General features: G+C 63.4%; 22 protein-coding genes. 10 read left to right on the forward strand and 12 right to left on the reverse strand.

Annotation, left to right across the window (positions count from 1 at the left end; genetic code table 11):
* Nucleotides 1-198: 198 nt before the first annotated feature.
* Both NKI31_RS18945 and acnA read right to left on the reverse strand, forming a co-directional pair.
* Nucleotides 199-978 carry a DUF1223 domain-containing protein gene (locus NKI31_RS18945; RefSeq protein ID WP_023683845.1) on the reverse strand — a complete coding sequence of 260 codons (780 nt, stop codon included), beginning with the start codon at nucleotides 976-978 and terminating at the stop codon, nucleotides 199-201.
* A 378-nt stretch (nucleotides 979-1,356) separates the two neighbouring features.
* Nucleotides 1,357-4,047 (reverse strand): aconitate hydratase AcnA, encoded by a 2,691-nt coding sequence (gene acnA, locus NKI31_RS18950; protein WP_023818338.1) that lies wholly within the window; start codon nucleotides 4,045-4,047, stop codon nucleotides 1,357-1,359.
* Between the two features lie 285 nt (nucleotides 4,048-4,332).
* On the opposite strand from acnA, the gene ccmA reads away from it, so the two are divergent.
* The 4 genes from ccmA to NKI31_RS18970 all read left to right on the forward strand — a co-directional run bounded on the left by ccmA (nucleotide 4,333) and on the right by NKI31_RS18970 (nucleotide 6,740).
* Nucleotides 4,333-4,941 (forward strand): heme ABC exporter ATP-binding protein CcmA, encoded by a 609-nt coding sequence (gene ccmA / locus NKI31_RS18955; RefSeq protein ID WP_023683847.1) that lies wholly within the window; start codon nucleotides 4,333-4,335, stop codon nucleotides 4,939-4,941.
* Between the two features lie 229 nt (nucleotides 4,942-5,170).
* Nucleotides 5,171-5,836 (forward strand): heme exporter protein CcmB, encoded by a 666-nt coding sequence (ccmB, locus tag NKI31_RS18960; RefSeq protein WP_023683848.1) that lies wholly within the window; start codon nucleotides 5,171-5,173, stop codon nucleotides 5,834-5,836.
* A gap of 122 nt (nucleotides 5,837-5,958) precedes the next feature.
* Nucleotides 5,959-6,162, forward strand: coding sequence for a heme exporter protein CcmD (ccmD, locus tag NKI31_RS18965; RefSeq protein ID WP_023683849.1), 204 nt, complete (start codon nucleotides 5,959-5,961; stop codon nucleotides 6,160-6,162).
* Nucleotides 6,159-6,740, forward strand: coding sequence for a DsbE family thiol:disulfide interchange protein (locus tag NKI31_RS18970; RefSeq protein ID WP_023683850.1), 582 nt, complete (start codon nucleotides 6,159-6,161; stop codon nucleotides 6,738-6,740). Before ccmD ends, NKI31_RS18970 begins: the two co-directional genes overlap by 4 nt.
* A gap of 184 nt (nucleotides 6,741-6,924) precedes the next feature.
* Here the strand turns inward: NKI31_RS18970 and NKI31_RS18975 are convergent, their stop codons facing one another.
* The gene (locus tag NKI31_RS18975; RefSeq protein ID WP_023683851.1) at nucleotides 6,925-7,092 is read right to left on the reverse strand and encodes a hypothetical protein; all 168 of its coding nucleotides are present in this window, start codon (nucleotides 7,090-7,092) and stop codon (nucleotides 6,925-6,927) included.
* 286 nt (nucleotides 7,093-7,378) lie between these two features.
* On the opposite strand from NKI31_RS18975, the gene NKI31_RS18980 reads away from it, so the two are divergent.
* A complete protein-coding gene (locus NKI31_RS18980; protein WP_023671738.1) occupies nucleotides 7,379-8,299 on the forward strand; it encodes an SMP-30/gluconolactonase/LRE family protein in 921 nt (306 codons plus the stop codon).
* Between the two features lie 165 nt (nucleotides 8,300-8,464).
* On the forward strand, nucleotides 8,465-8,671 hold the full coding sequence (locus NKI31_RS18985) for a tautomerase family protein (RefSeq protein WP_023683852.1): 207 nt from the start codon (nucleotides 8,465-8,467) through the stop codon (nucleotides 8,669-8,671).
* An 83-nt stretch (nucleotides 8,672-8,754) separates the two neighbouring features.
* Here the strand turns inward: NKI31_RS18985 and NKI31_RS18990 are convergent, their stop codons facing one another.
* The 8 genes from NKI31_RS18990 to NKI31_RS19025 all read right to left on the reverse strand — a co-directional run bounded on the left by NKI31_RS18990 (nucleotide 8,755) and on the right by NKI31_RS19025 (nucleotide 15,934).
* Nucleotides 8,755-9,303: an NADPH-dependent FMN reductase gene (locus NKI31_RS18990; protein WP_023683853.1), complete on the reverse strand. Its 549-nt coding sequence runs from the start codon at nucleotides 9,301-9,303 to the stop codon at nucleotides 8,755-8,757.
* A 58-nt stretch (nucleotides 9,304-9,361) separates the two neighbouring features.
* Nucleotides 9,362-9,982 carry a pyridoxamine 5'-phosphate oxidase family protein gene (locus tag NKI31_RS18995; protein WP_352652315.1) on the reverse strand — a complete coding sequence of 207 codons (621 nt, stop codon included), beginning with the start codon at nucleotides 9,980-9,982 and terminating at the stop codon, nucleotides 9,362-9,364.
* A gap of 60 nt (nucleotides 9,983-10,042) precedes the next feature.
* Nucleotides 10,043-10,714, reverse strand: coding sequence for a septation protein A (locus NKI31_RS19000; protein ID WP_023687683.1), 672 nt, complete (start codon nucleotides 10,712-10,714; stop codon nucleotides 10,043-10,045).
* A gap of 61 nt (nucleotides 10,715-10,775) precedes the next feature.
* On the reverse strand, nucleotides 10,776-12,761 hold the full coding sequence (ftsY, locus tag NKI31_RS19005; RefSeq protein ID WP_352652316.1) for a signal recognition particle-docking protein FtsY: 1,986 nt from the start codon (nucleotides 12,759-12,761) through the stop codon (nucleotides 10,776-10,778).
* 3 nt (nucleotides 12,762-12,764) lie between these two features.
* Nucleotides 12,765-14,093, reverse strand: coding sequence for a tRNA (N(6)-L-threonylcarbamoyladenosine(37)-C(2))-methylthiotransferase MtaB (gene mtaB / locus NKI31_RS19010; protein WP_352652317.1), 1,329 nt, complete (start codon nucleotides 14,091-14,093; stop codon nucleotides 12,765-12,767).
* Nucleotides 14,093-14,977, reverse strand: a complete 885-nt coding sequence (gene dapF, locus NKI31_RS19015; protein ID WP_023694521.1) for a diaminopimelate epimerase — start codon at nucleotides 14,975-14,977, stop codon at nucleotides 14,093-14,095. The genes mtaB and dapF overlap by 1 nt, the downstream gene beginning before the upstream one ends.
* Nucleotides 14,978-15,050: 73 nt before the next feature.
* Nucleotides 15,051-15,212 carry a DUF1328 family protein gene (locus NKI31_RS19020; protein ID WP_023671746.1) on the reverse strand — a complete coding sequence of 54 codons (162 nt, stop codon included), beginning with the start codon at nucleotides 15,210-15,212 and terminating at the stop codon, nucleotides 15,051-15,053.
* Between the two features lie 98 nt (nucleotides 15,213-15,310).
* Complete coding sequence (locus NKI31_RS19025; RefSeq protein WP_352626044.1) at nucleotides 15,311-15,934, reverse strand: hypothetical protein; 624 nt, start codon at nucleotides 15,932-15,934, stop codon at nucleotides 15,311-15,313.
* Between the two features lie 377 nt (nucleotides 15,935-16,311).
* Here NKI31_RS19025 and NKI31_RS19030 point away from each other — a divergent pair, with 377 nt between their 5' ends.
* Together NKI31_RS19030 and zapE are read left to right on the forward strand one after the other, a co-directional pair.
* Nucleotides 16,312-16,851: a protease inhibitor Inh/omp19 family protein gene (locus NKI31_RS19030; RefSeq protein ID WP_023687689.1), complete on the forward strand. Its 540-nt coding sequence runs from the start codon at nucleotides 16,312-16,314 to the stop codon at nucleotides 16,849-16,851.
* A 184-nt stretch (nucleotides 16,852-17,035) separates the two neighbouring features.
* Nucleotides 17,036-18,220 carry a cell division protein ZapE gene (zapE, locus tag NKI31_RS19035; RefSeq protein WP_352652318.1) on the forward strand — a complete coding sequence of 395 codons (1,185 nt, stop codon included), beginning with the start codon at nucleotides 17,036-17,038 and terminating at the stop codon, nucleotides 18,218-18,220.
* Between the two features lie 268 nt (nucleotides 18,221-18,488).
* Here the strand turns inward: zapE and NKI31_RS19040 are convergent, their stop codons facing one another.
* Nucleotides 18,489-18,857 carry a GNAT family N-acetyltransferase gene (locus tag NKI31_RS19040; protein ID WP_352652319.1) on the reverse strand — a complete coding sequence of 123 codons (369 nt, stop codon included), beginning with the start codon at nucleotides 18,855-18,857 and terminating at the stop codon, nucleotides 18,489-18,491.
* Nucleotides 18,858-19,090: 233 nt separating this feature from the next.
* On the opposite strand from NKI31_RS19040, the gene mdh reads away from it, so the two are divergent.
* Complete coding sequence (mdh, locus tag NKI31_RS19045) at nucleotides 19,091-20,059, forward strand: malate dehydrogenase (protein WP_023670541.1); 969 nt, start codon at nucleotides 19,091-19,093, stop codon at nucleotides 20,057-20,059.
* Between the two features lie 33 nt (nucleotides 20,060-20,092).
* Nucleotides 20,093-21,286, forward strand: a complete 1,194-nt coding sequence (gene sucC / locus NKI31_RS19050; protein WP_023687692.1) for an ADP-forming succinate--CoA ligase subunit beta — start codon at nucleotides 20,093-20,095, stop codon at nucleotides 21,284-21,286.

A 21,286-nucleotide genomic window follows, 5' to 3' on the forward strand; every position in this document is an offset into this window, starting at 1 on the left:
CTTCACACCCCCTCTGTCCTGCCGGACATCTCCCCGCAAGCGTGGAGATCAGATTTCGCGTTTGCTTTCGCCAATCTCAAACGTGGGACAGGATGGCGGATGTGGCGAAGCTGCCAATCTCCCTCCTTGCGGGGGAGATGGCCGGCAGGCCAGAGGGGGGTGCTGTCCCGCCGATATCAAAAGATATGGACCAGCCTCTTAAGGCTTGTGAATAAACGCCGCGCCCAGAATAGGCCCCGGCAGGCCGTCCTTGCCGACCGATTGCAGCAGCACGGCGCAGCCGCCTTTCTTGGCGATCTCGGTCATCGGCAATTCGTAGCGCTGCGCCTTGCCGTGCCACATGCCGGCGGTCTGGATGCCGGTGACAGCGTTCCAGTAGGTCATGCTGCGGCCGGTGTTCTCGCCCTTGGCGATGGTCACCGTCTGCGGTGGTTCGAAATAGACGATGACGACATGGGCGTCGCTGGGGCCGCTACCGGCGTCGCCGGCATCGATCATGACGCGATCGCTGGTGCGGCTGACCTTGACGCTGACCCGCATGCCTTCACCGGATTTCTCCATGCGGGCAAGCGCGCCGTCGACCTCCTTGCGGCTGGCGCCGTTGACATGGCTGCGACCATTGATGACGGCTTGCGGCGTGTAGACGGAGCGGGTGCCGAAGGCGCGCATATAGTCATATTGCCGGTCGGTATTGTCCTTGCTGCTCAGCGTGTCCTGCCAGCCGAGATAGTCCCAGTAATTGACGTGGTAGGCGAGCGCGACGACGTTGTCCTTGGCCGCCAGCTCGGCAAAGAAAGCGTCCGCCGGCGGGCAGGAATTGCAGCCCTGGCTGGTGAACAGCTCGACCACGCCCAAGGGCCTGTCAATCTGCGGTTTGTCGGTCTGGGTCGTTCCCGATTCCTCGGCGAACCCGGTCCCGGCAAGCGCCGAGAAGGCCAGCGCAAAAGCCGCAAGCCGGAGAGGGTGTCGAGGTGCCATGATCGTTCCGATTCCCGCCGGTGACGCCGGCCTTGTTCTGGTTGCCCAGATTTGTGGCAGAAGCGACAGTCAACGGGAAGTCACGTTGCGGTGAAATTTTTGCTGCCGCAACCATGGGTATGGCCATCACAGGGGGAGCACTTCACCGCCCGGTTCGATCGGGAGCATGGCATCAGGAGCGTGGGGCAGATCTTGCTGAGCCCAGCCGGTTTTTACTCCTGTCGTACAGGGCGGGGCTTCGATCGGGTCGGGCAATGCTTTGGAAAGACTGGGAGTAGGGAGTAGGGAGTAGGGAGTAGGGAGTAGGGAGTAGGGAGTAGGGAGTAGGGGATGTCGTTCCCCGCTACCGCCCAATCCCTACTGCCTAAGCCCTGGCCGCTACGCGGCCAGATCGCGCAGCACGTATTGCAAAATGCCGCCATTCTTGAAGTAGTCGAGTTCGTCCAGCGTATCGATGCGGCAGATGATCGGCACGTTCTTCACGGTGCCGTCGCCATAGGTCACCTTGGCGATCATCGTCTGGCGTGGCTTGATGGTGCTTATGCCGTCGATCTCGACCAGCTCGTCACCCTTGAGGTTGAGCGAGGCCCATGAGGTGCCTTCCTCGAAGACGAAGGGGATGACGCCCATGCCGACTAGGTTGGAGCGATGGATGCGCTCGAAGGACTGGGCGATGACGGCACGGACACCGAGGAGATTCGTTCCTTTAGCTGCCCAGTCGCGCGAGGAGCCGTTGCCGTATTCGACGCCGGCGAAGATGACCAGCGGCACGCCTTCCTTTTTGTATCTCATCGCCGCGTCGTAGATCGATTCCTCTTCCTTCGACGGGTAGTGGATGGTGTAGCCGCCCTCGCGGCCGTTCTCGCCCAGCATGTGGTTGCGGATGCGGATGTTGGCGAAGGTGCCGCGCATCATCACCTCATGGTTGCCGCGCCTTGTGCCGTACTGGTTGAAGTCGGCAACGCCGACGCCATGGTCGGTGAGGTATTTGCCGGCCGGGGAAGCGGCCTTGATCGAACCCGCCGGTGAGATGTGATCGGTGGTGATCTTGTCGCCGAACAGGCCGAGCACGCGCGCGCCCTTGATGTCGCCGATCTTGCCGAAACCGGAGGTCATGCCGGCGAAATAGGGCGGGTTCTGCACATAGGTCGAGTTGTCGTCCCAGGCATAGGTCTGGCCTTCCGGCGCCTTGACGTTCTGCCAGTATTCGTCGCCCTTGAAGACGTCGGCATATTTGCGGGCGAATAGCTCACGTGTGACGTTCTTCTCGATGAACTCCTGGATCTCGGCCGAACTCGGCCAGATATCCCTGAGATAGACCGGCTTGCCGTCGCGGCCTTCGCCGAGTGGCTCGGTGGTCAGGTCCTTGGTGACGGTGCCGGCCAAAGCATGGGCTACCACCAGCGGCGGCGACGCCAGATAGTTCGCCTGCACGTCAGGTGAAACACGGCCTTCGAAGTTGCGGTTGCCGGAGAGCACTGCGGCGGCGATCAGGCCCTTATCGTTGATGGTCTTGGAGATCGGCGCCGGCAGCGGGCCGGAATTGCCGATGCAGGTGGTGCAGCCGAAACCAACCAGGTTGAAGCCGATCTGGTCGAGCTCCTTCTGCAGGCCGGACTTTTCCAGATATTCGGCGACCACCTGGCTGCCCGGCGCCAGCGAGGTCTTCACCCACGGCTTCTGCTTGAGGCCGAGCCGGTTGGCGTTGCGCGCCAAGAGGCCGGCGCCGATCAGCACGCTCGGGTTGGAGGTGTTGGTGCAGGACGTGATGGCGGCAATCACGACATCGCCATGGCCGAGATCATGGTCGGTGCCTCCGACGGCATAGCGCTTGTGGATTTCGGCAGCCTTCTTGTACTCGGTCTCCATCGCCTTGGCGAAGCCGGCCGGAATGCCTTCGAGCGGAACGCGGCCTTCGGGACGCTTGGGACCTGCCATCGACGGCACGACGCTGTCGAGCTCGAGTTCGAGCAGGTCGGTGAAGACAGGGTCGGCCGAGCCGGCGTCACGCCACATGCCTTGCGCCTTGGAATAGGCTTCGACCAGGGCGATGCGGCTTTCCTCGCGGCCCGACATTGTGAGGTAGCGGATGGTCTCGCCATCGACCGGGAAGAAGCCGCAGGTGGCGCCATATTCGGGCGCCATGTTGCCGATGGTGGCGCGGTCGGCCAGCGTCATGTTGGACAGGCCCGGGCCGAAGAACTCGACGAACTTGCCGACGACGCCCTTCTTGCGCAGCATCTGGGTGACGGTCAGCACCAGGTCAGTGGCGGTGATGCCTTCCCTGAGTTTGCCGGTGAGGCGGAAGCCGATGACTTCGGGCAACAGCATGGAAACCGGCTGGCCGAGCATCGCCGCCTCGGCCTCGATGCCGCCGACGCCCCAGCCGAGCACGCCAAGGCCGTTGATCATGGTGGTGTGCGAATCGGTGCCGACGCAGGTGTCGGGATAAGCGGTGGTTTCGCCGTCTTCCGTGTTGGTCCAGACGACCTGACCGAGATATTCGAGGTTGACCTGATGGCAGATGCCGGTGCCGGGCGGCACGACGCGAAAATTGTGGAACGCCTGCTGGCCCCATTTCAGGAATTTATAGCGCTCTTCGTTGCGCTCATATTCGAGCTCGACATTCCTGGCAAAGGCCAGTGGCGTGCCGAATTCGTCGACGATGACGGAGTGGTCGATGACGAGGTCGACCGGCACCAGCGGATTGATCTTCTGCGGATCCCCGCCGAGCGCCTTGAGGCCGTCGCGCATGGCGGCCAGGTCGACCACCGCCGGGACGCCGGTGAAATCCTGCATCAGGACACGCGCGGGGCGATAGGCGATCTCGACGCCGGCGGTGCCCTTGTCGGTCAGCCAGCCGGCAACAGCCTGGATAGAGTCCTTGGTGACGGAGCGGCCGTCTTCATTGCGCAAAAGGTTTTCCAGCAGCACCTTCATCGAATAAGGCAGCTGGGCAATGCCGGTGAGGCCGTTCCTCTCGGCCTCGACCAGATTGTAATAGACATAGTCCGCGCCACCCACGGTGAGGGTGCGGCGGCAATTGAAACTGTCGAGGGATTTTGACACGTGCGGTCCGTCCTTGTCTGTTCAGCCTGAAAGGGAACGGACGCCGATGGGCATGCAATCACGCGCAAAGGTGCGGGTACGGCCATTTCCGCTGTCCGTTCCCAGCCAACCCGAGCCGTTCAAGGCGGCGCGTGCGCTGGTTCGGCGCAAATTCTGTTCCCGTGCCGACCGCTGGCACGGATGTCCCGCATATAGAGAATTTTCTGGAATAGTTCTAGACAGTTGCGGAGCAAATTTGTGCGATGCGGCAGCTATCGCGCGGTAAAGTTTTCGGGACGGGCAGGCATGCGGCTGATTGCCGAAAATCTGGGCGGCGAACGCGGCGGCGAGACGGTCTTTTCCGGCATCGGTTTTGCGCTCGACAAGGGCCAGGTGCTGGTCGTCACCGGGCCGAACGGTTCGGGCAAATCGACGCTGCTCAGGGTCATCGCCGGGCTGCTGCCGAAGGCGCAAGGCGACGTGCGCATCGAGGGCGGCGGCGAGACGTTTCCGACGATCGCTTCGGCGGTCCACTATCTCGGCCACCTCAATGCAATGAAGACGGCGCTCAGCGTGGCGGAGAATCTGCGCTTCTGGCGCGATTTCAACGGCGATGGGCAGTCGGGTGTCGAAGAGGCGCTGGAGACGGTTGGTCTCGGCGGCATCGGCCACCTGCCTTTCGGCTATCTGTCGACCGGGCAAAGGCGGCGCGCGGCAATTGCGAAATTGCTGGTCAGTCATAAGCCGCTGTGGCTGCTGGATGAGCCGACGGCCGGGCTGGACAAGGCTTCGGATGCGCGGTTTGCGGGGCTGATGACGAGGCATTGCGCGGAGGGCGGGATTATTGTCGCGGCGACGCACCTGCCGCTGGGATTGGATGGAGCACAGGCATTGAGGATGGGAGCAACAGGGTGATGCCGGCATTCCCGCCCACCCCCCTCTGCCCTGCCGGGCATCTCCCCCGCAGGGGGGGAGATCAGATGTCATGCCGGCTTTCGCCAATCACCGGCATTGAAAAAGAGGCGTCAGCAGTGGAGCTGCCAATCTCCCCCCTTGCGGGGGAGATGTCCGGGAGGACAGAGGGGGGTGTGAAGGAACGCCACCTTCGGCAAGATGGCGATCAAACCGCAGGCGCGGCTTGGCAATGCTAGCCCTCTTCCTGCGCGACGTCCGTCTCTCAATCCGCGCCGGCGGCGGAGCGCTCACCGGCGTCATCTTCTTCCTCGCCGTCATCGCCACCATCCCCTTCGGTGTCGGACCGGACCTGAAGCTGCTCGCCCGCATCGGTCCGGCGATCCTTTGGATCGGCGCTCTGCTCGCCTGCCTGCTCGGCCTCGACCGGCTGTTTCAGGCCGATCGCGAAGACGGGTCGCTCGATCTTCTGGTGCTGGGCAATGACCGCCACATGCTGGCGTTGACGGTGCTGGTGAAGTGCCTGGCGCATTGGGCGGGCAGCGTTCTGCCGCTGGTTGTTGCGGCACCTCTGCTGAGCCTGTTCATGAACATGGAGCCGCTCAGCATCGGCGCCACCGCGCTCACGCTGCTGGCCGGCACGCCGGCGATCACTTTCATCGGCGCGGTCGGGGCGGCGGTGGCGGTGGCGCTGCCGCGTGGCGGGCTGCTGATCTCGGTGCTGGTGCTGCCGCTGACGATCCCGGTGCTGATCTTCGGGGTGTCGGCGAGCTACGGCGCGGTGGCCGATCCTGATCCGTTCCTGCAGCCCTTCCTCATTCTTGCCGCGCTGACGCTGTTTCTTGCCGTGCTGGGTCCGGTGGCGGCAGCACTGGCGCTGCGGCATGGAACGGATTGATATGACCGCTGCGGCGCGACGATCAATTGCGAAGCCCCAGCCGCAAAGCTAAGAAAGCCGCAAAGCTATGGGAAGGCCATGATCGAGCACGACGAAGTGACGGTGGAAGGGGAGCGAAGCGCATGAGTGCACACGCACTCTATGTCGCGGCCGCCTATGGCATCACGGTGATCGTGCTGGCCGGGCTGATCGGCTGGATCCTGCTCGACCAGCGGACCCGCAAGCGCGAACTGGCAGACCTCGAAGCGGCCGGCGTGCGGCGTCGCTCGGACAAAGCCGGTACTGGGGCCAGCACTGGGGCCAGCACTGGGGCCAGCAAGCCATGAGCACGGAAAGCGAAACGCCGGCGTCGCCGCGCCGCCGCCTGGTCGTGCTGTTGCCGCTGCTGGTTTTTCTCGGCCTCGCCGGATTGTTCCTGTCGCAGCTTTTGTCGGGACGCGATGAGGCGGCAGTGCCGTCGGCGCTGATCGGCCTGCCGGCGCCGCAGACCAACCTGCCGGCGCTGGAAGGGTCAAACCTGCCCGGGCTGGATTCGAAAGCCTTCGCCGGCAAGGTAACGCTGGTCAACGTCTTTGCATCGTGGTGCGCGCCGTGCCGGGAAGAGCATCCGGTGCTCTTGCAGCTGTCGCAGGACAAGCGCTTCGTCATGGCCGCGCTAAACTACAAGGACCAAGCGCAAAACGCGCGCCGGTTCCTTGGTGATCTCGGCAATCCGTTCCAGGCGATAGGTGTCGACGAGGCCGGCCGCACGGCCATCGACTGGGGCGTCTACGGCGTGCCGGAAACCTTCGTCATCGGCAAGGACGGCAAGATTGCCTACAAGCATGTCGGGCCGCTGACAGGGGAGTCGGCGAGGGATGTTCTGTTGCCGCAGATTGAAAAGGCGCTCGCGGCACCGGGCTGACGTTGGCGCCATGCCCCCTCATCGAGCCGCTACGCGGCCACCTTCTCCCCGTGGGGAGAAGAGGGAAGCATCGGCACAGGCTAGCTCCTCTCCCGGGGGGAGAGGTCGAATTGCCCGAATTGCTCATGCAATTCGGTTTGGCAATCCGGGTGAGGGGGCGGTGCCCCGCTGACGTCTGAAATGCTCAGCCGTAGATCTGCCTGTGGATCTGGTAGAGCATTTCCGAGCGGTCGGCGCGCAGGTCGGCCAGATCGCGGCTCGTTAGGTTTTCGATTTCCGCGACGAGGCGGTTGTAGTGGCGGCGCTTGGCCATCGAGGAGCGCGCGCGGGAGAAGAGGTTGTCAAAAGCCATAGCAAGGGTCCTTTCGTGCCGCATATCAGCGGTGAATTTGTTCCTCCCTTGGTCGTTCGCACCATGACATAGGAATGGTGCGATGCAAAAAGAAGATGTTGCAATGCACCATTGCACAGGGCGCATAGCGGGTTAATACAGCGCTACAGCACCATAAACGGCCGGACAGGCTGGCGGGCCATGCCGGCCGGGCACCTTTTGTCTTACAAATTGCGCCTGCGCCACCTTGCCATCGCGCCCGCAGGCTGGCTTGATCCGCGCGTCACGTGATGCCCGGAGGAAATGCATGGCGACCGCAGACTATTACGAAATTCTGGATCCGCGTTTCGCGCGGCTGTTCAACGGCAACGCCCAGGTGGAAAAGCTGTTTACCGGATGTCAGTGGGCGGAAGGGCCGGCCTGGTTCGCCGCCGGCCGCTATGTCGTCTGGTCCGACATCCCCAACAACCGCATGCTGCGCTATGACGAGACCGACGGCAATGTGAGCGTCTTCCGTCAGCCCTCCGGCAATTCCAACGGCAACACCGTCGACCGCCAGGGCCGACTGGTGACGTGCGAGCATTCCGGCCGCCGCGTCAGCCGCACCGAGCATGACGGTTCCGTCACCACCATCGCGGCCGAATGGAAAGGCAAGCGGCTGAATTCGCCCAATGACGCGGTCGTGAAATCCGACGGCTCGATCTGGTTCACCGATCCGAGCTACGGCATCGACACCGACTATGAGGGCGACAAGGCCGAAAGCGAGATCGGCGCTTGCAATGTCTACCGGGTCGATCCGGATACGGGCGAGGTCGAGGCCGTCATCACCGACATGGTCCGGCCGAACGGGCTTGCCTTTTCACTGGATGAAAGCCAGCTCTATGTCGTCGACACCGGCCGCACGCATGGCGCGCAGAACCCCGCGCATATGCGGGTCTTCAACGTCGGCAAGCACGGCAAGAAGGTCTCGGGCGGCAAGGTGTTCGCCGACTGCACGGCCGGCCTGTTCGACGGCTTCCGGCTCGACGAGGCCGGCCGCATCTGGACCAGTGCCGCCGACGGCATCCATTGCTACGATCCCGACGGCACGCTGATCGGCAAGGTCAAGGTGCCGGAAGTGACCGCCAATTGCGTGTTCGGCGGCAACAAGCTGAACTGCCTCTACATCGCCGGCACCACGTCGCTCTACATGGTGCGGCTGATGGTGAACGGGGCGAAGACGTATTGAGGCTGCTGCAAACGCTTCTCTGGCGGCCCTTGATGGCGTTTCTGCGCCTGCCGGCGGCGCCTGTTGCGCTGCGGCCGCCGGAACCACCGCCAAGCGGTTCGCCGGAGCGGATTTCGAAGCCGCCCAGCGGCGGCGGTATCAGACACAATTCAAGGGGAGGACATCATGCCATTCGTCAACATCCGCATCGTCAAGGAAGTGATCGCCGCTGATCCCGCTGGCAAGAAGGCCGACATTGCCAAAAAGGTCACGGCGGCCATCATGGACGCCACCGGGCTTAGCAATGACGACGTCTGGGTGGTGTTCGAAGAGGTCAACGCGCGCGACTGGTATGTCGGTGTGACCGATGTCGAGACGTTGCGGAAGGGGTAGCACTGCGGCACGTTGGGGTGCGCCGCACCCTTTCGTTCGTCATCCTAGGGTCTGCGCCGCGTCGCTTCGCTCCTTGCTCCGCCCTAGGATGACGAGGCAACGTTTGCGCGTATAAAACTCGCGAAAACCTGCACCGCTTCGCGCATGGCCCGCAGGTTCTCGTCCTCTCCCAGGATCGCTTCTATCTCCGGCGGTTTCTTGCCGAGCAAGGCAATCTCCAGAACCGCATTCTCACAAAGCGCGAACGACATGGTGCGCATGATCTCGGCCAGCGCGGCGCGGGCATAGAGCGAGCGCGCGGAGGCGTGGGCCAGCATGGCGGGCTTGCCGACTGCGGCGTCGCGCGAGACCAGCCAGTCGAGAGCGTTTTTCATGCCGCCGGGCACGCCATGGGCATATTCGGGGCAGGAGACGATGATGCCATCGGCGCTGGTGACGGCCTCGATCAGCCGCATGGCCTCGGCCGGTGTGCGCTCGCCTTCGTCATCCGGGTTGAAGATCGGCAGCAGGCCGAGCCCGTCATAGACAGTTACGCGGCAATCCGAAGGCGCGTTCGCGGACAGCGCCGCCAGCAGCGCCGAATTGGTCGAGGCGGCGCGCAGGCTGCCGGAGATGGCGAGGAGTTCGATCACGGGGAAACAGGGCTAGGGAAACCGGCAAAGGACTGCAATGGCGAATCGTACGCGAAATTTACCACAGGGTCTTGCTGTAGGCCTCGTCCAGCGAGCGGTCGAAATCGTCGGCAGTTTCGGCATGCGCCATCTGATCGGACAGGATCTGACCGAGCGTCGGCAACGTCGCGCGGTCGTGCCAGCTGTCCGGCTTCCACAATTCGGAGCGCATGAAGGCCTTGGCGCAGTGCATGTAAGCGGCCTTGACGCTCACCACGACGACGCTTTGCGGTTGCTTGCCGTCGACGGTGAGGCGCTCGCGCAAACCGGCATCGACGGTTATGCGGGCGTCGCCATTGATGCGCAGCGTCTCGTTCATGCCGGGGATGAGAAAAAGCAGCCCGACCGAAGGGTTGAGCAGGATGTTTTCCAGCGTGTCCAGCCGGTTGTTGCCGGACCGGTCGGGAATGGCGATGGTCGTGTCGTCGAGGACAAGGGCAAAGCCCGGTCTGTCGCCTTTCGGCGTCACGTCGGCATTGCCGGCGCCGTCGGAAGAACCGATCAGCACGAAAGGGCTCTTGCCGATGAAGGAGCGGCAGTGGCCGTCAAGCGCCTTGAGCTCCTTGCGCATCGATGCGTCGGTCGGCCGCGGCGTCTTGTAGATCGCCCTCAGTTCATCGCGCGTGGTGACGAATTCCATGGCCGTCTCCGTTTATTCTGACGCAATTCCGGACGGCTTCACACTTTTCCTGGAATTGCTCTACTTGCCGGCTTCTTCCACCTTCTCGGCCTTATCCTCGATCGAATGGTGCAGGATCAGCGGCATCTGGCTGAAGGTGAACAACAGGGTGATCGGCATGATGCCCCAGACCTTGAAGGTAACCCAGAAGTCGGTGGAAAAATTCCGCCACACCACTTCATTGGCAAGAGCCAGGAACAGGAAGAACAGGCCCCAGCGGAAAGTCAGCTTGCGCCAGCCTTCGGCATCGAGGCGAAAGGCCGAATCGAAGACATAGCCGAGCAGCGATCGGCCGAAATACAGACCGCCGAGCAGCACGCCGCCGAACAGGGTGTTGACGATGGTAGGCTTCATTTTGATGAACACGTCGTCCTGCAGATAGAGCGTCAGCGCGCCGAAGATGAAGACGACGACGCCCGAGACCATCGGCATGATCGGCAAGGTGCGCAGCAGCAGCCAGGAGGCGATCAGCGCGATCGCGGTCGCCGCCATGAACAGGCCGGTGGCGACGAAGATCGGCCCGCCGAATTCGGCCAGGACAGGAAATTTCTGCACCAGCCAGGCGCCGCGTGCATTGGCGAAGAAGAACACCATCAGCGGCCCGAGTTCCAGCACCAGCTTGAGCAGCGGATTGACGCTTTCTTTCTTCTTTCGCGGGTCGGACGGGTCGCGTTCGAGGATGGGTGGGTTCATGACTTCCTTCTGACGCATGATCTTGTCCAAAAAGCCGTCAGCTCTTCGGGATCATTGCCTGTTACGCTACGCCGGCGATCGCCCTGGCGAATTCGCCGGCCGAGAATGGTTCGAGGTCGTCGACCTGTTCGCCGACGCCGATGAAATAGACCGGCAGTTTGTGCTTTGCCGCGATCGCGACCAGAATACCGCCGCGCGCCGTGCCGTCCAGCTTGGTCATCACCAGGCCGTTGACGCCGGCGACATTGCGGAAGATCTCGACCTGATTGAGCGCATTCTGGCCGGTGGTGGCGTCGACCGTCTGCAGCACGGTATGCGGCGCTTCCGGATCGAGCTTGCCCAGCACGCGCACGATCTTTTCCAGCTCCGCCATCAGTTCGGTCTTGTTTTGCAGCCGGCCGGCGGTGTCGATGATCAGTACGTCGGAGCCGGCCTCCTTGGCGCGTTCGAAAGCGTCGTAGGCAAGGCCGGCGGCATCCGCGCCGATCTTCGAGGCGATGACCGGAGACTTCGTCCTCTCGCCCCAGATCTTCAGCTGCTCGATGGCTGCAGCGCGAAAGGTATCGCCGGCGGCCAGCATCACCGACAGGCCACCATCGGTCAGTTTGGCGGCGAGCTTGCCGATGGTCGTGGTCTTGCCGGTGCCGTTGACGCCGACCACCAGAATGACATGCGGCTTGTGCGACAGGTCGAGCTCCAGCGGCATGGCGACATGGGCCAGCACCTTCTCCACCTCGGCCGCCATGATGGTGCGGACATCCGCGTCGGAGACATCCTTGCCGTAGCGGCTGGCAGCGAGGGCATCGGTGACGCGCAAGGCTGTTTCCATGCCCAGATCGGCACGGATCAGCACGTCCTCCAGATCCTGCAGCGTCTCCTCGTCGAGCTTGCGCTTGGTGAAGACGCCGGCGATGTTGCCGGTGAGTTCTTTCGAGGAGCGGGCAAGCCCGTCGCGCATGCGCTGGAACCAGGAGCGTCGCGGCGCCGGTTCGGGCGCCTTTTGCGGCTCGGCTTTCTGCTCGACCTTTTTGGTGACGGTGACTTTGCCGGGAGCTGGTTTTGACTGTGGCGAAGGTTGCGGGGCCGGCGCGGGCGCTAGCTCGGCAACGATGGTCTTGGCTTCGACCGGCGCGGGTACAGCTTCAACCGACGTGCGCTTTACCTCCCCCTTGATGGGGGAGGTCCCAAGCGAAGCTTGGGGGTGGGGGTGATTTGCGCTGGCGTCGGCGCCATCACCCCACTCCGCCGCTTCGCGTCGACCCTCCCCATCGAGGGGAGGGTGGGTCGCCTCGTCCTTCTCCCCGTGGCTATACGGGGAGAAGGTGCCGGCAGGCGGATGAGGGGCGGCGCTGACCTCTGAGGTAGGCTGTGCGGGAGGCGCGGACGGTTGCGGCACTTCGATCGGGGCGGCCGGTTCTGCGGGAGTCTCGGCAGGCGTCGGCACTTCGACGGGAGCGGGCTCCAGCTGCGGTTCCGGACGCGATGGTTCGATCTCCGGCTCGGCCGGCGCCGGCGGCACTTCTTGGGGCTGCGGCTCGGGAGCCGGCTCCGGAACGGCTGGCGGCGCAGGAACTTCTTCCGGTGCAGGCGGCTCGGGTATCTCCGGCTCAGGCTGCGGTTCTTCTACCGGCGCGGGCTCCGGCAACGGTTCCGGCTCGGATGGGACGACCGGTTCCGGCGCGGGCGGGATGGTCGGCGTGGGTTCGGGCTTCGGTTCTTCTGGCGCCGACTGCGGCGCAGGCTTTACCTCCCCCTCGATGGGGGAGGCCCCAAGCGAAGCTTGGGGGTGGGGGTGAGTGGCGTCGGCGTCGGCGCTCTCACCCCTCCCCGCCACTTCGTGGCGACCCTCCCCATCGAGGGGAGGGTGGGGCGTCGGCGGCTCGGGCTCCTCGCGCTTCAAGAACTCCGGAACGACCTGCTCGGCCGCCGGCTTCAGCGCCTCAAGCGCATCCCATTTGATCGGCGGCAGGGGAGCGGTTTCGTCGATGCGCTCCTCGACGACTTCCTTCTTGCCGAACGAAAATATGTTCTTGAAAAAACCGGCCATGCTTCAATCGTCGCAGGCGGCGCGGGCAGTGAGCGGGGCCGCTATCAGGCGCACGCCGTCATGGCCGGTGATGTCTGCCTCGACGATCTCGCCCGGCGCGCCTGTGCCGAGCCCGGCAAGCGTGAACCCTTCGGTGCGGCCGACGCCGTCGCGCTCGATAAGGATCGTTTGGCGCGTTCCGGGAAGCGACGACAGATGGCGGCGATACGCAGCCTCACCAGCGGCGCGCAGCTGGGCCGCGCGCTGCTTGACCAATTCGCGGCGGACCTGCGGCATGCGCGCGGCGGGCGTGCCTTCGCGCGGCGAAAACGGGAAGACATGCAGGTGCGTCAGCCCACATTCCTCGACGATCTTTATCGAATTCTGAAACATTTCCTCGGTCTCGGTCGGGAAGCCGGCGATGATGTCGGCGCCGAAGACGATTGCCGGGCGCAATTTGCGCACATCCTCGCAGAAGCGGATCGACTGGTCGCGCAAATGCCTGCGCTTCATGCGCTTCAGGATCATGTCGTCACCTGATTGCAGCGACAGATGCAGATGCGGCATCAGCCTGGGCTCGGTGGCGATGGCGTCCAGCAGATCGTCGTCGGCCTCGATCGAATCGATGGAGGACAGCCGCAGCCGCCTCACATCAGGCACCTGCTTCAGGATGGTCTTCACCAGCTTTCCCAGCTTCGGCGCGCCCGGCAGGTCGGCGCCGAAAGAGGTCATGTCGACGCCGGTCAGCACGATCTCGGCATAGCCGTTGCCGGCCAGACGCTTGACCTGCTCGACCACGGCGCCCATCGGCACCGACCGTGAATTGCCGCGCCCATATGGGATGATGCAGAAGGTGCAGCGGTGGTCGCAGCCGTTCTGCACCTGCACGAAAGCGCGCGCCCGGCCCTCGATGGCGTCGACCATATGGCCGGCGGTCTCGCGCACCGAGAAAATGTCGTTGACGCGCGCCTTCTCGCTGTCGTTGACGCCGAAATCCGGCAGCGCGCGGTAGGAGTTGGCCTTCAGCTTCTCTTCGTTGCCAAGCACGAGGTCGACCTCGTCCATGGCGGCAAAATTCTGCGGTTCGGTTTGCGCGGCGCAGCCGGTGACGATGATGCGCGCCGCCGGATTTTCGCGGCGGGCCTTTCTGATCGACTGCCTGGCCTGGCGCACCGCTTCGGCGGTGACGGCGCAGGTGTTGAAGATAATGGCGCCGCCTTTGAGCGCGCCGAGGCCGGCACTTTCGGCCTCGCGGCGCATCACTTGGGATTCATAGGTGTTGAGACGGCAGCCAAAGGTGACGACGTCTATGCCTTGGGAGTTGGGGCCCTTGGTATCGGCAAGTGCAGACATCAGGCCGCGCTTTCGGTGTCGCGGGCCCAGGTGCCGGTCGACGGATCGAAATTGCCGGAAAACTCCCATTCGGCAGCGCCGGTCAGGATGACGTGGTCGTCGTCGCGCCATTCCACATGCAGCGAGCCGCCGCCGGGCGTCATCAGCGTAACGCTGCGGCCGGTGCGCCGGGTGCGGGCAGCGGCGACGACGGAAGCGCAAGCGGCCGAGCCGCAAGCCTTGGTCAGGCCGGCGCCGCGCTCCCAGGTGCGGATGATCATCGTCTCCGGCGACGTTACCTGGGCGATGGTGATGTTGGCGCGCTCGGGGAAGATCGGATGGTTTTCGAGCAGCGGGCCGAAACGCTCGAGTTCGTAGGACCAGACATCGTTGTCGACCCAGAAGATAGCGTGAGGGTTGCCCATCGAGAGAGCCGAAGGCGAATGCAGCACCGGCGCGTCGATGGGGCCGATCTGCAACTCGATCATGCGGGTGTCGCGGAATTCCTCGGCCAGCGGAATGTCCTGCCAGCCAAAGCGCGGAGTGCCCATGTCGACCGAGATGGTGCCGTCGGCATGTTCGACGGCGTTGAGGATGCCGGCGCGGGTCTCGAAGGTGAAAGTCTTCTGGCCGGTTTCGGCGGCCAGCGCCTGGACGACACAGCGCATGCCGTTGCCGCAGGCCTGCGCGCCCGAGCCGTCGGAATTCAAGATGTCGATGTAAAAGGCGGTGCCCGGCGTGCGCGAATCGTGGATCGCCATGATCTGGTCGAACCTGGTCGCCGCATCGGCGTTCAGCGCGACAGCCGACGCCGCCGTGACCCTATCGGCACGGCCACGCATGTCGGCGACGATGATTTCGTTGCCGATGCCGTTCATCTTGGCGAAGGGGGCAGTGCCTGCCATGATCTGAGGTAATTCCTGTACGTTTCGCCGCTATATGGCGGAAACGGGCGGGAATTACCAGTGTGGGCTGCGTCTAGGTTACCGCGAAAACGCCGAGTACGATCAGCAGGAAGATGACGAGAACGATGCCGATCAGCAGGCGCGCGCCGGTGGCGGCGGCACCGGCCAGCGCCGGCATGCCGAGCAGGCTGGCGGCGGCAGCAACGATCAGAAGAATGATGATCCATTTGATCATGGACAATGCCTCGCAAATTGACTGGCCTGCAGCCGGCTTAAGAACGCATCTGCGGCGCTCTGGTTCCGTTGCCGCGAGGCTCTTTCCGACTGGGCGCGCTATTCGGCAATCTCGAAGTCGGTCGTGAAAGGCGCCGTCTTTGGCGAGTTCTCGTCGTGCATTAGGAAATCCGCGCGGTATTTGCCCGGGGGAACGCCATCCAGGGAGACGTTTAATTTGAAGAACATCTCTCGGTTATGCGAGCGCGAGGCGAGCTGGACCCGACCAAGCTTTTCGACGGTTCCCAGCTTCTCGCCCGACTGGGAAAGCACGGTAAGGTCAACGTAAAGCGCGATCTGGTTGTTGCCGAGCCCATCCGAGCCGTAGCCGTAACCGACCGGCTCCATATAAAGCACAATCTCTTCGCCCGGCTTGTAGACATGGTTCGGGCGCTCGGCGTAGGCGCCGAACCCGCTGGCCGACATGATATGCTTCACATTTTGCACGCCAAGCGGCATCGCTTGCCACAGAGCGTCCTCGGCGCTGCGGAATTTGTCCAGCGCGCCGGCGCCATCACCCGCCTGCAGTGCCTTTTCGGCTTCAGCGGCGCGATCGGTGATTTCACCCGCGAAAGCGGCCGGCGTCGAAATTACCAGCGCGATCAAAACTGCCAAGATTGATTTCATCTGTTCCCCCTGTTGCGATAGACCATCGGCTAAAATGGCAGTGCCGTAAACGGCCAAATGCAGACTCCAGCCGCGCTCGATCTCGGGAACGTCCCAAACCTCGCCCGGACGCAAGGCGCGAAACCGCTCACGCGCCAGGCCTTGCGCCTCAAGCGCTTCAGTCAGTTTTGCGCCGGCAGTTGCGCTCGACCGCCGATGCGCCGACCTGCTGCGGGCTCCGGTGCCGCTTTTGCAACCAATGTACCGGTTGGAACCGCGCTAGAGCGAAGACATGCCTTTTGTCCGCCAGCCATTTTGCGACAAATTTACAACAATTCGTGGTGCAAACCCTATTTTAACCATATCGGGTTGAAATTTCGCCACCTTCTCCATCTTGGTGAGGGGTGAGATTGTGCGGACGGCTTCCCCCCCAGCCGGATCCGACGGAGGTTTGAATGATTTTTTCGAGAAGCGGGCTGATGGCCGTATCGCTGGCAGCGCTCGTTGCGAGCGGCTGTTCGACCTCGCGTTTTTCATCGATGGATGACCAGCAGCCCGCCCCGCTGCAGCCCGCGCCCGCCGGCACGGTGAGCGGAAGCCAACTGCCGCCCCCGGCAGCGCCGGGCACCACCGACCCATCGCAATTCCCGACCGCGCCGGCAGGCGCGCAGGTCGCCTCGCTGCCGCCGGACGGATCGGCGCCGGCCGGAGCCTCCGACCTTACCGCTGCGAGCGTTGCCGGCGTCTGGAACGCCAGCGTGTCCGGACAGAGCTGCAAGGTGGCGACGCCGCAGACCAAATTCGGCGCCGGCTTCCGCGCCGGGCCGCTGCATTGCCCGCCGCCCATCGACGGCATCAAATCGTGGAACGTCGCCGGCAAGCAGCTGACGCTCTATGACGAGAATGGCGGCACGCTGGCGCGGCTCTATTCCTCGGGCGGTTCGAAATTCGACGGCCAGACTACCAACGGCTTGCCGATATCGCTTACAAGGTAGGCAGGGTATGCTGATATTCAGGTGAGGCCGGCCTGCGAACGGCGGCTTCCTGCGCTTCCGGTGCGTACTTAAGTACGCTCCGCTCCGGTTCTCAGGAGCCACCATTCTCGGCTCGGCCTGACCTGAACCGCAACACACCCTGATCTTTCCTGGAGCAATCCGCTCAAAGTAAGTGACGTGACCGATGCATCTGCGTGACGGCCTCCAGACCCATGCGACCGTCAGGCAGCGCTACGACCATCTGGTCGCAACCGGCGCCATCGAGCGCGATCCTGCGCAGGAGCGCATCGCCGCCGCGCTCGACCGGCTGACCGACGAGATCTCGGTCAAGCGGCTGGCGCACAAGTCGAGCGCGCTCGGCTGGCTGTTTGCCCGCAAGCGCGAGACGCGCGAGGTCGTCAAGGGCCTCTACATTCATGGCGGCGTCGGTCGCGGCAAGACCATGCTGATGGATATGTTCTTCGAGCTGTTGCCGGTCAGGCGCAAGCGCCGCGTTCATTTCAACGACTTCATGGCCGATGTGCAGGACCGCATCCAGAAGCACCGGCAGGCGCGCAAGAACGGCGACGTCAAGGAGGACGACCCGATCCCGCCGGTCGCGCTTCAGCTTGCCGAACAGGCCTGGGTGCTGTGCTTCGATGAGTTTTCGGTCACCGACATTGCCGATGCGATGGTCCTGTCGCGGCTGTTTTCGGCGCTGTTCGCCAATGGCGTGGTTCTGGTCGCCACCTCGAATGTCGCGCCGCAGGACCTTTATCGCGACGGGCTGAACCGCCAGCTCTTCCTGCCCTTCATCAGCATTCTCGAGCGCCACGCCCATGTGCTGACGCTTGATGCCGACAAGGACTACAGGCTGGAAAAGCTCGCCCGCACGCCGGTTTATGTCACGCCGGGGGATGCCGAAGCCGACCGTGTGCTCGACGAGGCCTGGCAGGCGATGACGCGTGGAGCGCTGACGGCCGAGACCTCGCTGACGCTCAAGGGGCGGCAAGTGAGGATACCGGCTGCCGCCGGGGATGCAGCGCGGTTTTCCTTCGCCGACCTCTGCGAAAAGCCGCTCGGCGCACGCGATTTCCTGGCGATTGCCGGCCGCTTCTCGACCGTCTTCATCGATCACGTGCCGGTGCTGGGCGAAGGCAAGCGCAACGAGGCCAAGCGCTTCATCCTCCTGATAGACACGCTCTACGATCATCACACGCGGCTGGTGGTAAGCGCCGATGCCTCGCCCCCTGAGCTCTATACGGCCAGGCGCGGCAACGAGGTGTTCGAATTCGAGCGCACGGCCTCGCGGCTGATCGAAATGCAGAGCCGGGATTGGCTGGAGGACTGGGCGGAACGGCAAAAGGCGAAGGCGGAAGTGCAGGTCTGAGGGTTCGAAGAGGTCATTATGTAGTGATCCTTCGCGCCCCCCTCTGTCCTGCCGGACATCTCCCCACACGGGGGGAGATTGGCGGTTTCGGCGCTCCGCTCATTCCTGCGGCCATTGGAGATTGGCGAAAGGTCGCGTGACGTCCGATCTCCCCCCTCGTGGGGGAGATGCCTCGCAAGGCAGAGGGGGGCGCTGTCCCGCCGACGCCTAAAGGTCATACGCATACATTACAAACGCCTCCGCCTGCCCATGCTCCTCCCTGCGTTTTTCATAAAGCCCGCGCGATGGAACATTGTCCGGCTCGGTTCCAACACAGGCTTGGCCGCAACCTTTGCTCGCGGCCGAGCGCGAACATCGCGTCGAGCATTTTTCGCGCGATGCCTTGGCGCTGGTAGGCGGGTGAGACGCCGACTTCGTCGATGTAGAGTCCGTTGACCTTGTCGGGATGGCGGTGGATGATTGTGGGGCATTGGTCGACGACGCCGTCGGCCAATGCCACGATCATGAGATGACCTGATGATGAGGCGAGGTAGGCAGCAAGCCTGTCTGCCCGGACCGGCTCGTCGAACACGTCCTCGGCGATGCGCTTCACAAGGGCGTCATCGCCTGGATATAGTCTTCTGATTTCCACGCTCATTGTGTAAAATCTCCCAAGCTGGCCTACAAACTTTGACGTTTACGTAAATCCCAATGTTTCTAACCGATTGAAATCATTCACTCGAAAATAATCGATTGAATATATTTTCCACCGGGGCTACTGGATGCGGCGAAATCTCGCTGAGACCATAGCATTCCGGCCTCTTCCTCGACGCCGTCAACAGATCGCCAGGGATTTGGGCGTCGTCACAGACAAAGGGAAAATTTCCTCACATGGCACGCAACAAGATAGCGCTCATCGGCTCCGGCATGATCGGCGGCACGCTCGCTCACATGATCGGCCTCAAGGACCTCGGCGACGTGGTGCTGTTCGATATTGCCGAGGGCATCCCGCAAGGCAAGGGGCTCGATATCGCGCAGTCGTCGCCGGTCGACGGTTTTGACTCCCGGCTGACCGGCGTCAATGATTATGCCGGGATCGAGGGCGCCGATGTCTGCATCGTCACTGCCGGCGTGCCGCGCAAGCCGGGTATGAGCCGCGACGATCTGCTGGGCATCAACCTCAAGGTCATGGAACAGGTCGGCGCCGGGCTGAAGAAATATGCGCCGAAGGCTTTCGTCATCTGCATCACCAACCCGCTCGATGCCATGGTCTGGGCGCTGCAGAAGTTTTCGGGCCTGCCCAAGACCCATGTCGTCGGCATGGCCGGCGTGCTCGATAGCGCGCGCTTCCGCTATTTCCTCGCCGAGGAGTTCAAGGTCTCGGTCGAGGACGTCACCGCCTTCGTGCTGGGTGGCCATGGCGATTCCATGGTGCCGATGATCCGCTATTCCACGGTGTCAGGCATTCCGTTGCCCGATCTCATCAAGATGGGCTGGACCTCGAAGGAAAAGCTCGACCAGATCGTCCAGCGCACCCGCGACGGCGGCGCCGAGATCGTCGGTCTGCTCAAGACCGGCTCGGCCTTCTACGCGCCAGCCGCCTCGGCGATCTCGATGGCCGAATCCTACCTCAAGGACAAGAAGCGCGTGCTGCCTTGCGCGGCGCATCTCTCGGGCCAGTATGGCGTCAAGGGCACCTATGTCGGCGTTCCCGTTGTGATCGGCGCCGGCGGCGTCGAGCGCATCATCGAGATCGACCTCAACAAGGCCGAGCAGAAGATGTTCGACGCCTCGGTGGCGACGGTGCAGGGCCTGACCGAGGCCTGCGTCAAGATCGCCCCGCACCTCGCCTCGAAGTGATCCCCCCAAGCAGCCGATCCGGAGACCATCCAGATGAACATCCATGAATATCAGGGCAAGGCGCTGCTGAAGAGCTTTGGCGCGCCGGTGGCCGAGGGCGTGCCGGTGTTCAAGGCAAGCGAGGCGGAAGCCGCGGCACAAGCGCTGCCCGGTCCGCTCTATGTGGTGAAGAGCCAGATCCATGCCGGCGGCCGCGGCAAGGGCAAGTTCAAGGAACTGTCGCCCGACGCCAAGGGGGGCGTGCGGCTGGCGAAGTCGGTGGCCGAAGTCGTTGCCAACGCCAATGAGATGCTCGGCCACACGCTGGTCACCAAGCAGACCGGCCCGGCCGGCAAGCAGGTCAACCGCCTTTATATCGAGGACGGCGCCGACATCGATCGCGAGCTTTATCTGTCGATCCTGGTCGACCGCTCGGTCGGCCGCATCGCTTTCGTCGTCTCGACCGAGGGCGGCATGGACATTGAAGGCGTCGCCCACGACACGCCGGAAAAGATCATCACCCGCGCCATCGACCCGCTGGCCGGCGTGACGACCATCGACGTCGACATATTGGTGGAAGCGCTGGGCCTCACCGGCGATGCCGCCAAGGATGCCGGCACGCTGTTCCCGATCCTCTACAAGGCCTTTGTCGAGAAGGACATGAGCCTGCTCGAGGTCAACCCGCTGATCGTGATGAAAAACGGCCGCCTGCGCGTGCTGGACGCCAAGGTGTCGTTCGACAACAACGCGCTGTTTCGCCACCCCGAACTGATGGAATTGCGCGACACCACCGAAGAGGACGAGAAGGAGATCGAGGCGTCGAAATACGACCTCGCCTATGTCGCGCTCGACGGCAATATCGGCTGCATGGTCAACGGCGCCGGCCTTGCCATGGCGACGATGGACATCATCAAGCTCTACGGCGCCGAACCCGCCAACTTCCTCGATGTCGGCGGTGGCGCGTCGAAGGAGAAGGTGACGGCGGCGTTCAAGATCATCACCCGGGATCCGGCGGTCAAAGGCATTTTGATCAACATCTTCGGCGGCATCATGAAGTGCGACATCATCGCCGAGGGCGTGATTGCCGCGGTCAAGGAAGTCGGCCTGGAAGTGCCGTTGGTGGTGCGCCTCGAAGGCACAAACGCCGAACTCGGCAAGAAGATCATCAACGACAGCGGCCTCAACGTCGTGTCGGCCGACGATCTCGACGACGCAGCCAAGAAGATCGTGGCGGCGGTGAAGGGCTGA

Source organism: Mesorhizobium sp. M0659, from assembly GCF_040320605.1.
GTDB lineage: Bacteria > Pseudomonadota > Alphaproteobacteria > Rhizobiales > Rhizobiaceae > Mesorhizobium.

What these genes read in the sequence shown, in the direction of transcription:
- NKI31_RS18945 (WP_023683845.1), bottom strand. Translation starts at nt 978, where the DNA reads ATGGCACCTCGACACCCTCTCCGGCTTGCGGCTTTTGCGCTGGCCTTC.
- ccmA (WP_023683847.1), top strand. Translation starts at nt 4,333, where the DNA reads ATGCGGCTGATTGCCGAAAATCTGGGCGGCGAACGCGGCGGCGAGACG.
- ccmB (WP_023683848.1), top strand. Translation starts at nt 5,171, where the DNA reads ATGCTAGCCCTCTTCCTGCGCGACGTCCGTCTCTCAATCCGCGCCGGC.
- ccmD (WP_023683849.1), top strand. Translation starts at nt 5,959, where the DNA reads ATGAGTGCACACGCACTCTATGTCGCGGCCGCCTATGGCATCACGGTG.
- NKI31_RS18970 (WP_023683850.1), top strand. Translation starts at nt 6,159, where the DNA reads ATGAGCACGGAAAGCGAAACGCCGGCGTCGCCGCGCCGCCGCCTGGTC.
- NKI31_RS18975 (WP_023683851.1), bottom strand. Translation starts at nt 7,092, where the DNA reads ATGGCTTTTGACAACCTCTTCTCCCGCGCGCGCTCCTCGATGGCCAAG.
- NKI31_RS18980 (WP_023671738.1), top strand. Translation starts at nt 7,379, where the DNA reads ATGGCGACCGCAGACTATTACGAAATTCTGGATCCGCGTTTCGCGCGG.
- NKI31_RS18985 (WP_023683852.1), top strand. Translation starts at nt 8,465, where the DNA reads ATGCCATTCGTCAACATCCGCATCGTCAAGGAAGTGATCGCCGCTGAT.
- NKI31_RS18995 (WP_352652315.1), bottom strand. Translation starts at nt 9,982, where the DNA reads ATGGAATTCGTCACCACGCGCGATGAACTGAGGGCGATCTACAAGACG.
- NKI31_RS19000 (WP_023687683.1), bottom strand. Translation starts at nt 10,714, where the DNA reads ATGAACCCACCCATCCTCGAACGCGACCCGTCCGACCCGCGAAAGAAG.
- ftsY (WP_352652316.1), bottom strand. Translation starts at nt 12,761, where the DNA reads ATGGCCGGTTTTTTCAAGAACATATTTTCGTTCGGCAAGAAGGAAGTC.
- mtaB (WP_352652317.1), bottom strand. Translation starts at nt 14,093, where the DNA reads ATGTCTGCACTTGCCGATACCAAGGGCCCCAACTCCCAAGGCATAGAC.
- dapF (WP_023694521.1), bottom strand. Translation starts at nt 14,977, where the DNA reads ATGGCAGGCACTGCCCCCTTCGCCAAGATGAACGGCATCGGCAACGAA.
- NKI31_RS19020 (WP_023671746.1), bottom strand. Translation starts at nt 15,212, where the DNA reads ATGATCAAATGGATCATCATTCTTCTGATCGTTGCTGCCGCCGCCAGC.
- NKI31_RS19030 (WP_023687689.1), top strand. Translation starts at nt 16,312, where the DNA reads ATGATTTTTTCGAGAAGCGGGCTGATGGCCGTATCGCTGGCAGCGCTC.
- zapE (WP_352652318.1), top strand. Translation starts at nt 17,036, where the DNA reads ATGCATCTGCGTGACGGCCTCCAGACCCATGCGACCGTCAGGCAGCGC.
- NKI31_RS19040 (WP_352652319.1), bottom strand. Translation starts at nt 18,857, where the DNA reads ATGAGCGTGGAAATCAGAAGACTATATCCAGGCGATGACGCCCTTGTG.
- mdh (WP_023670541.1), top strand. Translation starts at nt 19,091, where the DNA reads ATGGCACGCAACAAGATAGCGCTCATCGGCTCCGGCATGATCGGCGGC.
- sucC (WP_023687692.1), top strand. Translation starts at nt 20,093, where the DNA reads ATGAACATCCATGAATATCAGGGCAAGGCGCTGCTGAAGAGCTTTGGC.